At 56.7% G+C, this 15,580-nt stretch carries 15 protein-coding genes; 6 read left to right on the top strand and 9 right to left on the bottom strand.

Translation table 11 applies throughout. From position 1 onward, the window contains the following. Positions 1-22: 22 nt before the first annotated feature. From EL361_RS00640 to EL361_RS00615, 6 genes are all read right to left on the bottom strand, one after another. Positions 23-784 (bottom strand): substrate-binding periplasmic protein, encoded by a 762-nt coding sequence (locus EL361_RS00640; protein ID WP_126375658.1) that lies wholly within the window; start codon positions 782-784, stop codon positions 23-25. A 212-nt stretch (positions 785-996) separates the two neighbouring features. Then, positions 997-1,656 (bottom strand): cytochrome b/b6 domain-containing protein, encoded by a 660-nt coding sequence (locus EL361_RS00635; protein WP_232034832.1) that lies wholly within the window; start codon positions 1,654-1,656, stop codon positions 997-999. A gap of 3 nt (positions 1,657-1,659) precedes the next feature. After that, positions 1,660-3,327: a tetrathionate reductase family octaheme c-type cytochrome gene (locus tag EL361_RS00630; protein WP_152034911.1), complete on the bottom strand. Its 1,668-nt coding sequence runs from the start codon at positions 3,325-3,327 to the stop codon at positions 1,660-1,662. An 84-nt stretch (positions 3,328-3,411) separates the two neighbouring features. Continuing rightward, complete coding sequence (locus EL361_RS00625) at positions 3,412-3,825, bottom strand: RrF2 family transcriptional regulator (RefSeq protein ID WP_126375657.1); 414 nt, start codon at positions 3,823-3,825, stop codon at positions 3,412-3,414. 175 nt (positions 3,826-4,000) lie between these two features. Beyond that, the gene (locus EL361_RS00620) at positions 4,001-4,447 is read right to left on the bottom strand and encodes a FeS-binding protein (RefSeq protein ID WP_126375656.1); all 447 of its coding nucleotides are present in this window, start codon (positions 4,445-4,447) and stop codon (positions 4,001-4,003) included. Then, positions 4,437-5,438: a 4Fe-4S dicluster domain-containing protein gene (locus tag EL361_RS00615; RefSeq protein ID WP_126375655.1), complete on the bottom strand. Its 1,002-nt coding sequence runs from the start codon at positions 5,436-5,438 to the stop codon at positions 4,437-4,439. The genes EL361_RS00620 and EL361_RS00615 overlap by 11 nt, the downstream gene beginning before the upstream one ends. A 239-nt stretch (positions 5,439-5,677) precedes the next feature. Here EL361_RS00615 and EL361_RS00610 point away from each other — a divergent pair, with 239 nt between their 5' ends. Next, positions 5,678-7,108 carry a sigma-54 interaction domain-containing protein gene (locus tag EL361_RS00610; protein WP_126375654.1) on the top strand — a complete coding sequence of 477 codons (1,431 nt, stop codon included), beginning with the start codon at positions 5,678-5,680 and terminating at the stop codon, positions 7,106-7,108. Positions 7,109-7,133: 25 nt separating this feature from the next. Here EL361_RS00610 and EL361_RS00605 read toward each other — a convergent pair whose 3' ends face one another. The 3 genes from EL361_RS00605 to EL361_RS00595 all read right to left on the bottom strand — a co-directional run bounded on the left by EL361_RS00605 (position 7,134) and on the right by EL361_RS00595 (position 8,432). Beyond that, positions 7,134-7,475: a hypothetical protein gene (locus EL361_RS00605; RefSeq protein WP_126375653.1), complete on the bottom strand. Its 342-nt coding sequence runs from the start codon at positions 7,473-7,475 to the stop codon at positions 7,134-7,136. Positions 7,476-7,723: 248 nt separating this feature from the next. Next, positions 7,724-8,023, bottom strand: a complete 300-nt coding sequence (locus tag EL361_RS00600; RefSeq protein WP_126375652.1) for a hypothetical protein — start codon at positions 8,021-8,023, stop codon at positions 7,724-7,726. A 31-nt stretch (positions 8,024-8,054) separates the two neighbouring features. Next, positions 8,055-8,432 (bottom strand): hypothetical protein, encoded by a 378-nt coding sequence (locus EL361_RS00595; RefSeq protein ID WP_126375651.1) that lies wholly within the window; start codon positions 8,430-8,432, stop codon positions 8,055-8,057. 194 nt (positions 8,433-8,626) lie between these two features. Here EL361_RS00595 and EL361_RS00590 point away from each other — a divergent pair, with 194 nt between their 5' ends. The 5 genes from EL361_RS00590 (at position 8,627) to EL361_RS00570 (ending at position 15,468) form a co-directional block, all read left to right on the top strand. After that, positions 8,627-9,592, top strand: coding sequence for a 4Fe-4S binding protein (locus tag EL361_RS00590; protein ID WP_232034831.1), 966 nt, complete (start codon positions 8,627-8,629; stop codon positions 9,590-9,592). A gap of 93 nt (positions 9,593-9,685) precedes the next feature. After that, positions 9,686-10,459 (top strand): LytR/AlgR family response regulator transcription factor, encoded by a 774-nt coding sequence (locus tag EL361_RS00585; protein WP_126375649.1) that lies wholly within the window; start codon positions 9,686-9,688, stop codon positions 10,457-10,459. Between the two features lie 65 nt (positions 10,460-10,524). Then, positions 10,525-12,222, top strand: coding sequence for a LytS/YhcK type 5TM receptor domain-containing protein (locus EL361_RS00580; protein WP_126375648.1), 1,698 nt, complete (start codon positions 10,525-10,527; stop codon positions 12,220-12,222). A gap of 170 nt (positions 12,223-12,392) precedes the next feature. Continuing rightward, positions 12,393-13,823, top strand: a complete 1,431-nt coding sequence (locus EL361_RS00575; RefSeq protein WP_126375647.1) for a carbon starvation CstA family protein — start codon at positions 12,393-12,395, stop codon at positions 13,821-13,823. 151 nt (positions 13,824-13,974) lie between these two features. Beyond that, a complete protein-coding gene (locus EL361_RS00570) occupies positions 13,975-15,468 on the top strand; it encodes an ATP-binding cassette domain-containing protein (protein WP_126375646.1) in 1,494 nt (497 codons plus the stop codon). Positions 15,469-15,580: the final 112 nt, after the last annotated feature.

Genomic DNA, 15,580 nt, shown 5'->3' with positions numbered 1-15,580 from the left:
AGTTTGATTCGAAAAGACACATTTAATGTGCCAAGTAGCGCCATCGCAACCGATCATACTCTCCCTCACGCAGTAAATCGCGAACCATTTGGCTGAATTCACCCAGCCGTGAAGCGAAAACCGAGCGCTTGGAAAGCACCATATAGACCGGCTGCACCTCATGATAAACGTATGGAGCCTTCTCTATATTGTCTTCGAGATTCAATTTGCGGATCAGATAATCTGCCGCAGTTTCGGTCTGAATAAAAGCATCGAATCGGCCATGCAGCAGTTTTTTAATATTCTGGCGTCCGTCACTCACGGCCTCTTTGCGGATGCGTAGATCATTATCAAACTTCGGGAAGTATTTTCCACCTCGCCCCACCCCAATGGTCAGGCCATACAGATCGGCATAGCTCTGAATCAAATGGCCTTGGCCTTTCCTGAGATAAAAGGCCTTATTTGAATCATGCCTATAAGATGGCTCAATAAAATGCAGAAAGGCTTCACGGTTTCCCCGCCGCAACACTCCGGTCATCATATCGACTTCGCCGGTTTCGAGCATCCGCATTCCGCGCACAAACGGGGCTTCGACAAATTCCAATCGCAGATCCATCCGTTTGGCCACAAGCCACAGAAATTCCGTATCCACCCCGGTTTTTTCACCCTCAGGCTCAATGATCTTCCACGGAGGAAGTTCACTGAAGGCCACACGGACTGACTGTTGCGCTGCATAACCAGGAAGACAAAGCGAAAACAGCATAAAAACAATAAACAAACAGAAGCAACAACGAACAGAATTCATTCAATCCAATCCCTTCATTTCCTGTGATATATCAGCTCTCCGAACAAATACAGAGTGAATTCAATCGGGTTGCATATACTGCTACAGGCAAGGCAACAAGCTTTTATATAATTGATTCATCAATGGTTGATACACGCAACACCAAAACAACAAAGAGGCCCCGAGATTCTCACCACAGGGCCTCCAATTATCTACAATAGTTATAATTTCAATCAAATACGTTCAGATTTCTTCTCCCAATCCTGAACCGAATCCACATCCTCGACTTCTTCCCAACCCGTAAACATCGCAATGATGTGTGCGGACACGGCGTGCCCGGTGGTTGTCATGTAAACATGCACCACCAGAAAAGCCAAAAAGCCGAAAGCGCCAATCATGTGCAACAGGGCCACCATATCCAGAGACATGGAGTTGGCAATGCCCAGATCAGCCCACTGGTTGTAGAACAGATACAAGAGCCCCGTGCCGATCTGGAACGGAATCAGTACCGTAGAGATGGACACATAGGTCAGGCGCTGCAAAGGATTATGCTTGCGCCGCACCGTCTTGGGCACAGGATGCGGCTCGCCCCGGAAGATGCCGCTGGCGTAATACATGGCCACGTCATAGATCTTCTCCATGGTCGGCACATACTGTTTCCACTCACCGGTGGTCAGCAGCCAGAACACGATGAACACATACAGCCCCAGCCAACTCCAGGCACAGAAGTCATGGACAGCCACGGCCCGCTCGAACCCGAAGAGATCGATGGTTCCATGAATCTCGAACCCCGTCAGGGCCAGAGTGATGATCAATGCCCCCTGAGCCCAATGCCAGAAGCGCTCGAACCGGGTATAGAGGTAGATCTTCTTCATTCCTTCTTTCATGGGCATGATCTAGTCCTCCTTCCTGCGATTGCGCGCGGCCATGCGCATCCCGCCGTGAATAAACACGCCAATGAACGAGGCCAGCACGACCAGCCAACCCATGGAATCAAGACCCGCATGGGTATCGCGGCCAGGCATGTAGAACCCCGCCAGATTGTTCAGACGACTGGCGTCGGAATGACATTCGTTGCAGGCCACGACATTGTCCTTGGGCGCAACCATATGCGTCGTGGGGAAGACCCACTCGGTCTCGATAAAGGCATATTCACCGGAGTATTCCAACCCGGCATAGTCCATACCGGCCTTGATGGAACGACCCCAGTCATACGACTTCCAGTAGGCGTCCTTATCCTTGCCGAACAGATGCGGAAGCACCATGTTCTTGTTCACCGGATCATAAGGCGTCTTCCCGCGATGCACCTTGAAAGGCATGATACGCGACTTGGGATCGTTCATGCCCCCCACGGGCCAGGAGAGCTTGACTACTCCGGAATCATCAACCTTATCGGTGGCGCGCACACTCTCGATGGTGCCATTGAACCAGAAGTATTCAGGAACAACGTTCATTTCCCAACGGAAGGAACCCTTCTTGGAATTGTAGGAGTCCTTACCCAGTGGGCCCTTCTCCGTATATGGCTTACCGTCCTTCTTCTTTCCGGCAGTGGACCAGTCCCATTCCATCTTGGTCGGCTTTTCACGGGCAAACTCGGGGATATGACAGGCCTGACAGGCAACCTTGTCCGTATGGTCATTGGCCTTGTGCCCAGCCTTGTGCGGGGTGGCGCTATGGCAGGACTCGCAGGTGATCTTGGTGGCCAGATCATCCTCGAGCAGGCTCTTGCGCTCCTCGGCAGCAGGATGGGAATAGATTCGGCCAGCGATATTGTGGACGGAGGTGGTGTGGCAGCGGGTACAACCAAAGTTCTGACCATCAACCCCCATATGCACATCCAGATTCTTGGAAGGCTTGAGCAGGGAGGAATCCAGGTCGCCATGCTTCACGCCATCGCCACCACCGCCATTGAAATGGCAGGAGCCGCAATTGGAGCGTGAAGGGCGACCGATACTGGCCACGATGGTCTTGTAATCCGGAGGATAGAACTGCTTCTTGCCTCCGAACTTCTTGGGCTCCTTGACCGGATATCCAGCCATGGTCGGGAACTTTTTGTAGGTTCCGGACTGATCATGACAAACCAGACAGTCCACCTTGCTCTGGTCCGTGAAATCGAAATTCTTGTCCTTCCAGCCGTAACCGGCATGACAACTTGTGCAACGAGCCTCGTTGCTTTGAACGTTCATTCAAAAGTTGTTGATGACAAGGCCACCCTTGCCGACCTGCTCTTCCTTGGGGAGATTGGGGTCAAGCCACGTCCAGTGAATGGTCTTGTGGAACTGGGTGGCTGCCTCGGTGTGACAGGTCAAGCAGGCCTTGGTGAGATCCTCGGGAGTCTTGAAGTCCTGTTGCAGGACCTCGTGCTTGGAATGGTCCGAGGTAATCCAGAGCTGCTTGTCCTTCACGGCCTGGCGCGCCAGCTTGCGGCCAGGGGCTGCGCCGTTGTCACCCGCTGGAGTGGACGTATCCACAGCAGCGACGGACGCCGACACAAGCGTCAGGGAAAGAGCTACACTAAACACCGCCAGAAGCGCGGCGCGAGCCAAAGACAGGCATACGGTCATACAGACACCCCCAGGTGTTCCCGGTCTCTGCGGCGCCTCGATACGGGACGCCGCAAACGGTTACAACGGGGGTGTATACCCCCGCTAGGAGCCGCAGTTCTCGTAGTTGATCTGCGAGATCGTGATGGAATCCAGAATGTCGTTCATGGCCTTAGTGGCCTCGACCCAGACATTTCGGACGTTGCATTGCGGCGATCTTGAGCAGTGCTCCCTGTCACCCACACAGTCCGTCAGATTGATCCCACCTTCCAGCAGTCGAACCACTTCACCCACGGTGATTTCGCTTGGAGACTTGGTCAAAACGTGCCCGCCTTTGGGGCCGCGCACGCTGTCCAGGTATCCACCGCGCTTGAGTGGGCGAATCAGCTGTTCAAGATATTTCACAGAGACACCAAGCCTCTTGGAAATATCACTCACGGACACGGGCTTTCCGTTTGAGTTCTCCGCGATGTCCAACAGCATTCTGGTTCCGTAACGGCTACGAGTCGACAGCTTCATCCTTTACCTCCCGGCATGGAGTTATTCCAATGGGTTACGCCTGTTTTTCGTGGTTTGGCGCACACGTTACACCCATGCCGGTCATTTTCCAATACTTTTCCCTGATAAAATGTAGGAGATTAAATTCATCTATACCACGGGACTAGACATCTACCTTTCCTAATCAGTTCATTCTTCACTGTTTTTTAGCGAGGTACGGTTGAGAAAGCCTGCGGGCAATCAGGGCCAAGCCCCCGAAGGCCATGGTCGCGGCGAGATGCGTCCAGTCCACGGCCATGACCACTGAAGGACTGAACCAAAGCCCGGAATCATTCTTAGCCATTCGGACCAGACCCGTCACGACCAGCAGGACTACCGCCAGCACCCGCCAACGGCCCGTCGGGGTCAGAACCCAGCCCCTTGCAAAAACGGTATTGCCAACCCAATAGCACACTTGGGCCAAAAATACAGCCGCAACGATATAATGGAGCGAATGAGTCAACCCAAAGTTGCCCAACCAGGAGAAGCCGGGGACGCTGGTCATGTAATAACGGGTAAACAACGGCATCTGCGCAAAACCGGTGACGGTCAGCAAGAGCACTGTGACCATCCAAATTCTGGGCATCCACAGACTATTTTTCATGATCGCCATCCCCGTTTCGCATCCCGCGCACAAAAGTCAGCACCCCCGCTGCCAGCCCGACAAACGGAGCCGTTGCAACCACTGCCGCCAGGCTTTCATCCCTGGCCATGACGTCTTGTGCAGGGCCCAGGTGCGGCTGCCCCGGCCCCTTGGCGATAGACTTGTTCAAATCATCAAAAGGAACAGGCGATACATATATTGTATTGGTGCCTCCACCCTCTTCAAGGCCATACAGATACCCACCGGTCTTGGTGGCCAGGGCCTTGGCTTTTGCAATAATCTCGGAACGCGGACCGATGATCTGAACACCCTCGGGACAGGCCTCGATACACGCGGGCTGTTCGCCCTGCGCCACACGATCATAGCAACGGTCGCATTTGTACATCACGCCGTTGCCCGCCAATCGAGGCAGAATATCCATATATAGTCCCACGCCGGATTGGCGCTGGGGGATATGCCAGGGGCAGACCTTGCGGCACTTTGCCCCACCCATACAGATATCGTCATTGATGCGGACAATGCCGTCATTCTGCTTCAACGCGGCGCCAAACGGACAGAGATCCGCACAGGGTGGATTCACACAGTGCATGCAGCGTCGGGGGATATTCACTTCCAGAGACTGCCCATCCTTCTCCACCTCTGCGGTCTGAATGGTCAGCCAGTTATAGGGAGTCAAACGGTCATCGACATCACGCCGCCTCGACCAGTCTTCGGCCTTGGCTCGCGAGGTCGGCATGGGAACGGGAATGTCATTGCCAGGCTCGGGTTTCTTGTGGCCATTGGATTCGGCACAGGCCTCAACACATGCTCCGCAACCAATGCACTTGGACAAATCCAGCATAGTCGCCAGATCTTCACCCTTGTTGGAAGGCACCTCTGCCTCACCCGTCGCGGTCGCAACGCCGGTGGCAGAAGCAACGGCCCCGGCGGGAGCGGCAGCCACAGTAGCTCCTCCCACCCCCAGGGCCTTGAGAAACGTTCTTCTATTCATTCAAAAAATCTCGCTTGTCGTAAATGATGACTCATCGCTCGCTTGGGCGATTCAATCCACTGGGAATCTTAGCAGATGTCGTGCCGTTTCCGTTGCACACCAGGGATTATCAGCAAAGCCCCCACCGGGCATGGCTTCCCGAATCCTGTCCTCACCAGCGCCACAACCTTGCCAAGACATAACTTAAGCAGTATTTAAACACATGATTAAGCAACTGCTGAATAACTGATGAGGAACCAATGAAGCAGAATGCGGTGAAGAACTATCTGGAAGGCATCATCGAGACCATGAGCGAAGGCCTGCTCATCGTCGGGCGCGATGGCAAGATATCCATGGTCAACGAAGCCCTGGAAAAACTCACGGGATTCAGTCGCAAGGAGTTGCTGGGAAAGCCCTGCACGGCTCTGAAATGTGACGCCTGCAAACTCTCCATCAAGGAAGGGCGTGACCATTGGTGCCGGCTGTTCGATACCAAGAAGGAGTCCCGTCAGCACTGCCGGATCATTCGCAAGGATGGCACCACGGTGGAGGTCATCAAGAACGCTACGCTGTTGACCGAGAATGGCGAGGCTCTGGCCAGCGTGGAAACCCTGACGGACATCAGCGCCATCACAGAACGTGACCGCAGGATCGAGGAACTCTCACGCCTGTTCGGCAATGGTTTTCACGGCATGGTGGGCAACTCGACCTCCATGCGCCGCCTGTTTTCCATCTTGGAACGTGCGGCTCAATCTGATGCTCCCGTCATCATCTACGGCGAGTCAGGAACAGGCAAGGAGCTGGCTGCTCACGCCATCCATACCATGGGTCCTCGAGCCAATCAGCCTTTCGTGCAGTTCAACTGCGCAGCCCTCAACGAATCCCTGCTGGAGAGCGAACTTTTTGGTCACGTCAAAGGTGCATTCACAGGGGCAATTCGTCATCGCCAGGGACGATTCGAAGCTGCGCATCAGGGCGATATCTTTCTGGACGAAATTGGCGATGTGCCCCTGAACACGCAGGTCAAATTATTACGCGTGCTGGAGAGCAAGATCATCGAACGGGTGGGCGATCACAGACCCGTGGAGGTGGATACGCGCATCATTACCGCCACCAACCGTGATCTGAACAAGCTCGTGCGCCAGGGAAAATTCCGCGAGGACTTCTTCTACCGCATCAATGTCATCCCCATTTACATCCCCCCGCTGCGCGAGCGTACGGCAGACATCCCCCTACTCGCCCGACACTTCATGTCCGAGATCAGCAAGCGATCAGGAAAAACAACCTGCAGCGCCACTCCGGGAGCCATGCGCCTACTCGCTCGCTATCCATGGCCAGGCAATGTCCGCGAACTCAGGAGCGCTCTGGAATACGCCTGTGTCGTTACCGACGAAGGTCCCCTGATCCCCGAGCATCTGCCTCCTCAGGTTCAGGAAGGAGCCAATGCCTGCGACCCCATTGGCATCGAAGCACCGCATGAGAGAGAAAAAAATAGCCTTAACAACACCGGTGAGACACAAACTTCTATCTTTGATGTCACAAAAAACCCAAAGGAGGCGTTGATTGGTGCCCTCAAAACCACCGGAGGCAACCAATCCCAGGCGGCCAAACTGCTCAGTGTCAACCGCGGCACCGTAGCCAACCGCATGAAGAAGTACGGGGTGGATTTGAAGAAGGTGATCGAGGGATAGGGAACGCCGAGCCGACATTGCGCAACTATTTAATAAAAAATTTCTCAGCATATGTCTGACTCTCAGAAGCCAACTTATTAATCTCAGCAAACGTTTTTTCAAAATCGATGGAATTGACATCACCAGACAAAAAAGCCTGAACCGATGCATATGCTACTGGTAAAAATGCACTTTGGGGCGGAATTCCAGCATGCCTCCCCTTTGCCTTCGCGACGTCAATAACCGCATTGCGTTCATTAATTGCCATTTCGAGAGCGAGCTGCCGAAGTTGTCGCTTGTCATGCGCATTGTTGTTCATCTTAGATATGACAAACGCTGGAAGTGCACCGATCACCGCACCGATTATGACAAACCATCCACTTTCCATAGCTCTCTCCTTTTTGGGAATGGGTAGCACAGGAACACCTGTTAATAAATCTCGCTATACGCACTAGATGATCAATTCGCCGCCACAAGTATAGACACCAATCTACTACTCTTCCCCCAAGGCTGCTCAAAAGCGTGTGCATGCCAGGCGCAGACAAGAAACGGGCTCGACGCGTATTAGACATACGCGAGAGCCCGATCTCTTGTGCAGCAACGCCGCAGACGCATGCTTTTCAGCAGCCTTAGCCCTTACTTGGGTAAAGCGCCGGAAAGTATCGTCTCAATAACTCGGGGCGCGTCGCTCTCATCGTGATAGATGGAGACGATATCCGTCAGCTTGGCGACGACCTCGCCATAGTCCTTGCATTCATGGTCCGTACACTTCTCAACGGGCACGGTCTCGCTGGTCCGGCGTTCAAGACGAACCACAAACTTGTCATGCTCATTCAAAAACAGAACTGAATAGCCCTTGGCTTCGTCCTCATACTTGATTTCATCTCCACAACCGAAGATGCCGTCCAGACAGGTCTTGACCTTGATCTCGTTCATCTGCGCTCTCCTCAAAGATGATTACCTGTCATCAGCGCCCGGCCAAACCGGCGATGAATCGTTCCAGGTCATTGGGTTGGCCCTGCTCATAATCATCAGGATAGAGCAGATTGCGCATCCAGAACACGCTGCCCTGCCCCAGCGCCATCATGGCTCGCTGGGCAAAACCATCCACCCCATCTTCCACCGCATTTCGCATTTCTTCGTCCAGGTCGTCCGTCAATGACTCGACGACTTCGGGCAATTCGCTCAACAATTCAGTCTTGCGACGCATATTGTATTCAGAGGCTGCGGGGTCATTCTGTTCGTGCAACAGGATTTCGGCCTCGGCCTCAAGAGTCCTGATCTGCACGGCAATGTCGTCCAGCCGACTGACAATCCCGGCCAGAGCCGTATGGCTATCACTCATGCAATCCTCCTTGAATTTCAGTACCCATAAGCATACCTCTTGTGCGGCACAGTGAAAAGAGAAAGCGCAACCGTCCTGACCAGCCTGCTTTTGACCTTGGTCAAGGACGCAAAGAACCAACGAAGCAATCATCCCCGAAGGGACTTTGTCCACCGGCCCAACCCTCTGACCAGCGACTCGACATGAAACGACACATGACACCACAACGACTTCGTCTTCTGATCCAATCCGCCTTCTGTCTGTTCTGCCTCTGGGCCGGAGTCCGCTTCTACCAGTTCATCCTCTGGACCGGCGGAAAGGCCGAGGCTTTCACCCCTCGTCCTCCATCAGTGGAGGGTTTTCTGCCCATCAGTGCCTTCATGGCCCTGAAGCAGTTTCTACTGACAGGCCTCTGGGATCGTGTTCATCCAGCAGGACTGACCCTGCTACTGGTCGCCATGGGCACCGCCCTTGCGCTGCGCAAAGGCTTCTGCGCCACCATCTGCCCCGTAGGTTTCATCCACAACCTGCTGGAACGAGCCGGACGAACCCTAGGCACCGTCCATGCCCCCGGCCCCAAGCTGGGCAAGGCGTTGTCCGTCCCCAAATATCTTGTGCTGGGGTTCTTCATCTGGACCACTTGGGTGCAGATGGACGCCCGGGCCATCAATCAGTTCCTCTCCAGCACCTACAACCTGACCGCCGATGCCCGCATGCTCGACTTTTTTCTGGCTCCCTCAACGATCTCCATCACGGTGCTCGTTGTCCTGGGGTTGCTGGCCATGGTTGTGCCCTCCTTCTGGTGTCGGGCCCTGTGTCCCTACGGCGCACTCCTTGGGCTGGCTTCTCTGTTCTCCCCCCTGGCCGTGCATCGCAAGCAGGACCAATGCATCGACTGCGGCAAATGCAACCGCGCCTGCCCCACGGGCATCAATGTCATGAGTAAACAGCGAGTGGGGACACCGGAGTGCATCGGCTGCATGCAGTGCGTCGGCGCCTGTCCGGTACAAGGATGCCTTGAGCCACGCATGGCTGGTCGCTGGCGAATCTCGCCGCTACTGGTGTTAACGGGAGCGGCTGTTCTACTCTTGATCGCCTGGGCCTGGGCCGCGGCCACAGGCCACTGGGACAATGGCATTCCGGCCATCATGCAAAAGCGCATTTACATGATGATGGGTTAAGCACGGCTTGACAGCACCCGGTCACGGAAGTTACCCGGCATTTCTGCCTGCCGTACTCTGGTCGGGACAATACGGCGGCAAGGAGACTCCCCAATGCCCATTCGCGTCCTTATCGTGGACGACGAGCCACCGGCTCGGGATGAACTGGCGTATCTGCTTTCCGAGTTCAGCGACATCGAGGTCGTCGCCCAGGCAGGCTCCGCTCGCGAAGCCTGTGAACAGGTCATGGCTCACGGGCCCGACCTGGTATTTCTGGACATCGAGATGCCGGGCGGCAGTGGCTTCGACGTTGTCGCCACCACTCTGGACATGGAAGACGCGCCATTGATCATTTTTGCAACGGCCTTCGACCAATATGCCATCCGGGCGTTTGAAGAAAACGCCGTGGACTACCTGCTCAAGCCCGTGACCGAAGACCGACTCTCCAAAAGTCTGGCCCGCGCACGGGAAGCCTTGTCCGCTCGGGAACCACGCGATAAGGCCCGCGCCAGCCTCGAGCAACTCCTGGCCGGTGTGGGAACGCCCCAGTTCAGCCGAATTCCGGTGGAACGAAACGGACGTATCGCGCTGCTCAAACCGGACGAAGTGGTGTTCTGCGCCTCCGAATCACGTAAGCTGATGATCCACACCACCAACGAAGCATGGCCATGTCACGGCATCTGCACCATGGACGCTCTGGAACAACGCCTCGGCAGCGGATCCTTTTTCCGAGCCGGACGCGGGGTACTCGTCAATCTGGAGCGCATCAGAGAATTTTCCCCCTGGTTCAATGGTAAATACAACCTTGTACTGGACGATGCCGAAGGCACCGAACTCGCTGTCAGCCGCGGCCGCGTGCAGTACTTCAAAGAACGCCTAGGCCTCTAGCCCAAAGCCGCCCGGGAACCGGCACTCCCGGAAATGCGGCATAGCCCAGCCAAGGATATCCTTACATGCCCATTCTTGATCTTCTGATTGTTCTGATCGAACGTTTCGGGTTGATGATCACAGCCGCGTTCCTGATCATGGCCTTCGGGTCCATTCGCAACCTGGACTTTCGGCCCATCAGCCGCAAAAACACTATCCTGCTGACCCTGCTCTTCGGTGGCCTGGGCATCCTGGGCACCTACACCGGAGATGCCGTGCACCTGTCGGTGGCCAACCTGCGCGCCATGAGCGTCATCACTGGTGGATTGGTCGGTGGCCCGCTTGTGGGAGCCGGGGCCGGATTCATCGCCGGGCTGCACCGGAACGTGATCGATCCTTCAGGCTTCTCGGCCCTGCCCTGTGGATTGGCAACCTTCCTGGAAGGCACCATCGCCGGTTTTATCGCCATGCGCCTCAAGGACCCCATGCACTGGAAACCTGCGGCCATCATCGCCCTTGTGGGCGAATGCTTCCACATGGTGTTGGTCCTGACCCTGTCACGCCCGTTCGCGGATGCCGTGGCTTTGGTCAAGGTCATCGCCGTGCCCATGATCGCCGTCAACACCGCCGGAGCAGCGCTGTTCATCCACACGGTCCGTTTGGTGGGAATACATCGCGAAAAGCAGGATTCCAGCCAAGCCCAGCACATCTTGGCCATCGCCGACGCCACGGTCTCGCACCTGCGAAACGGCCTGTCTCAGGAGACCGCCGGAGCCGTCGCCGCGCTGATTTATGACCGTGTACGCGTTGCCGCCGTGGCCATCACCGACTCCACCCGGGTACTGGCTCATCTCGGACAGGGGGCCGACCACCATCGACCTGGTCAGCACATCGTGACCAGCGCCACGCGCAGGGTGCTGGAAAAAGCCGCCCCCACATTCATCAGAAACCAGGCGGACATCGGCTGCGGGCATCCCAAGTGTCCTTTCACTTCAGCCATCGTCGTGCCCCTGAAAAAGGGTGGGCGCATCGTGGGCACCCTCAAATTCTACGGCACCCGCAAATCCGAATTGGACAATATTCGCTTCGAGATCGCCAAAGGTCTGGCCGCTCTGTTTTCCACCCAGCTGGAGCTGGAGGATATTCAGGTCAAGGAACGGCTGCTAGCCCGCGAGGAGATCCGCCGCCTCCAGGCACAGATCAATCCGCACTTCCTGTTCAACGCTCTGAACACCATTGCTTCCTACTGCCGCACCAACTCGGCCCAGGCCCGCGAACTGCTTCAGGACCTGGCTCTGTTCATGCGCAAGAACCTGCATTCCGGCACCGGGGTGGTCCCCCTGTCCGAAGAACTGGAGCATGTGCGCTCGTATCTGGCTATCGAGCAGGCCCGTTACGGCGGTCGCATCACTGCAAATATCAACGTCGACGATGCCTGCAAGGACTGGCTTGTACCCTCGTTCCTGATCCAGCCACTGGTGGAAAACGGCATCCGACATGGCATTTCCGGGCGCGAAGAAGGTGGCACGGTGACCCTGTCCGCTGGCGTTCGCGACAACGAACTGCACATCATGGTGGAAGACGACGGCGTGGGCATGGCCCTTGGCCGCCCCGACAAGCTGCTGGCCTCGGACGGCAACGGCAAGTGCATTGGCGTAGCCAACTGCAACCTGCGTCTGAAACACATCTATGGGTCGAACTACGGATTGCAAATCCAATCTTCCCCGGACCAGGGAACACTCGTGGCTCTGCGCATCCCACAGGTCACACCGCTGACAGCCTGATCACGACATCAATGTGCATCGGGCCCGATTCCCTGCCGGGCCTGATGCATTTCAAACACTCAAAACGACAGTTCAGTCACAGGCCATTGATCATAAATCCTCCATGGGCGTAATGCCCCTGCAGTTTCCGGATCATCCCCGGGAATAGTCAACCGCACAGGGAGGATTTCGTGCTGTATTTCTTTGTCTGCCTTTTCGCTCTTATCATCGGCTATTTCACATACGGTAAATTCGTTGACCGTATCATGGCACCCGACGCCAACGTCACCACCCCGGCCTGCCGCCTGGAAGACGGTGTGGACTTTGTGCCCATGCCCAAATGGAAACTCATTCTCATCCAGGTGCTGGATATCGCGGGCATCGGCCCCATCTTCGGCCCCATCCTGGGCGCCCTTTACGGCCCCGTGGCCCTGCTCTGGATCGTCTTCGGCTGCATCTTCGCTGGCGCAGTGCATGACTACATGAGCGGCATGCTCTCCCTGCGCAACGACGGTGCCAGCGTGCCCGAGCTCGTGGGTGAATACATGGGCATGACCGCCCGTCAGGTCATGCGAGTCTTCTCCGTGGTCCTGCTGCTGCTCGTGGGTGTTGTCTTCGTGCTGGCCCCTGCAAAGCTGTTGGCAGGCATCACCGGCATGCAGGCAGGCATCTTCGTGGCCTGTATCTTCGGTTACTACTTCCTGGCCACCATCCTGCCCATCGACAAGCTCATCGGTCGCTTCTACCCCTTCCTGGGTGGCCTGCTGATCGTGATGACAGTGGCTCTGGCCATTGCCCTGATGGTCGGTGACTACAGCATCCTGCCCAACATGGACTTCAGCGTGAACACCCACCCCGGTGACAAGCCCATCTGGCCGCTGCTGTTCATCACCCTGTCCTGTGGTGCCCTTTCCGGTTTCCACTCCACCCAGTCCCCGCTCATCGCCCGTTGCTGCACCAGCGAAAAGCAAGGCCGCGAGGTCTTCTACGGTGCCATGATCATCGAGGGTGTGATTGCTCTGATCTGGGCCACCATCGGCATGAGCTTCTACAATTCCCCCGAGGCCATGCAGGCCGTGATTTCCGCCGGCAGCCCCGCCGCCGTGGTCAAGGAAGTCTCCAACACCCTGCTCGGCCCCATCGGTGGAACCCTGGCTGTGCTGGCCATCATCGTGCTGCCCATCACCTCGGGCGACACCGCGTTCCGCAGCACCCGCCTGATTCTGGCCGAATCCTTCAAGATCGACCAGAAGGCCGCTGCCAAGCGCCTGATGATCGCCGTGCCGCTGTTCGCCATCGGCTACGTGATCTCCACCCAGAACTTCAGCACCATCTGGCGCTACTTCGGGTTCTCCAACCAGGCCCTGTCGACCATGGTCCTGTGGGCCGGTGCCGTGTATCTGGCCAAGAGCTGTAAGCTTCACTGGATCTGCACCCTCCCCGCAACCTTCATGACCGCGGTCTGCGTGACCTTCATCGCCCAGGCCAAGATCGGTTTCGGTCTGCCCATGGAGACCTCCATCATGATCGGCGCTGCTGGTGCCGTGATCGCTCTGATCATCTTCATGCTCAAGTTCGGCCTGAAGAAGCCCTGCAAGACTGCAGAAAGCTCTGCCAACTAATTCATAGACAGACTCACATATCCCGACCACACAGGCCGCTACGCATCGTGCGTGGCGGCCTGTGCCTTTGCAATCAGTGCCATTGCCTCATGGCTCATCTTGGCACCATCTCCCCTTGGCATCGACTGCAGCCCGAGCTACAACACTGGCCATGAATTCTCCCATCATTTCCATCGACCACTGTGCCGTGCGCCTGGGGCCAGGCCACGCCCTCAAGGATACCAGCTGGCAGGTCATGCCCGGCCAGCACTGGGCACTGCTTGGCGGCAACGGTGCGGGCAAGACGACTCTGATGCGTCTGGTACGTGGTGACGTTCACCCTGCTCAGGGCCGCCCTTTCGGACACGAGGGCAGACGGAGTTGGGACTTCGGCGACGGCCCCACGGAAAGCGCCCTGGATGCCCGCGCCAACATCGCCCTGATTTCATCGGATGATCAGGATGCCTGGGTGCGTTCGGACCGAGGATACACAGGCGAGGAACTGGTCTGCACCGGAATCTACGACACCCTGGCCCTGTGGGGAGAACCCATGCAGGAGGACCGCGACCGGGCCAGGGCACAACTCGAAGCCATCGGTGCAGGTGAATTTGCGGACCGCAATGTCCTTGAACTATCCCGCGGGCAGGGACGCCTGGTACATATTGCGCGAGCCATGGTGCGCAGACCACGCATTCTGCTTCTGGATGAAGCTCTGGAAGGCCTGGACCAACGAATGCGCCAACGCATTCTGGACGCACTGACTGCCGTGGCGGCTAGTGGCACTCAGATCATCCTCTCCACGCACCATCTGCCGGAATGCCCACCATTTCTGACCCACGCGGCCCTGATGTGTGCCGGCACCCTTGAACGCACAGGGACCGCGACGGAACTCCTGGCCCGTGACACCCCCATCACCTGTGCCCCAACGCTGATGATCGAACCTCCCCGCCCCACAGCAGACAGTGGAGTTGGAGCTCTTCTGCACCTGGAAGGTGTCTCGGTAATACGCGGGGGGCGCAAGGTCCTGTCCGATATCAACTGGACCGTCCGACCGGGGGAGCATTGGGCAGTACTCGGAGCCAATGGAGCAGGAAAATCAACCCTGGCAGCCCTGGCCACCGGGGAATTGCGTCCAACCACGGGAGCCCTCGCCTGGTTCGGGCAGTCCGATCTGGTCAATGTCTGGAACATCCGTAAACGCATCGGTCTGGTCTCACCGGAATTGCAGGCCAAATATCGCTACAACATCACCGGGCTGGAGCTTGTCACTTCGGGCTTCTTTTCCAGCATTGGGCTGTATGACCGGGCCAACGCGCGCCAGATTGACCGGGCGAGCCAATGCCTGGCTCTGACCGGCATGCAGGGCTTCGAAGACCGGCCCATCCGCAGTTTGTCCTACGGCCAGATTCGCCGACTGATCATTGCCCGCGCCATGGTCACCCGGCCACCACTGCTGATTCTGGATGAACCCTGCGCCGGGTTGGACCCCGCTGCCCGTGCCGGTTTTCTGGAGGGACTGGAGGCTCTGGAAACCGATGGTACGACTCTGATCTGCATCAGCCACCGCCCGGAAGAAATTCCTGCAAATATCCAGCGGGCACTTGTTCTGGAACAGGGGGTCGCAACTTACTGTGGGCCTCTGGATCGCGCGCCAGGTCAACGTTGAACAGCTTTGCACCGCAAGCGGCCTCTGATAGGTTACTCTCCACGATGTGCTTAACGATCTCCTCCCTCTTCAGGCTTACACCTCCCTCCCTGCTGCGAGGAGTATGCATCCT

Source organism: Desulfovibrio ferrophilus, from assembly GCF_003966735.1.
GTDB lineage: Bacteria > Desulfobacterota > Desulfovibrionia > Desulfovibrionales > Desulfovibrionaceae > Desulfovibrio_Q > Desulfovibrio_Q ferrophilus.
This window is presented reverse-complemented; position numbering and strand designations above follow the sequence as displayed.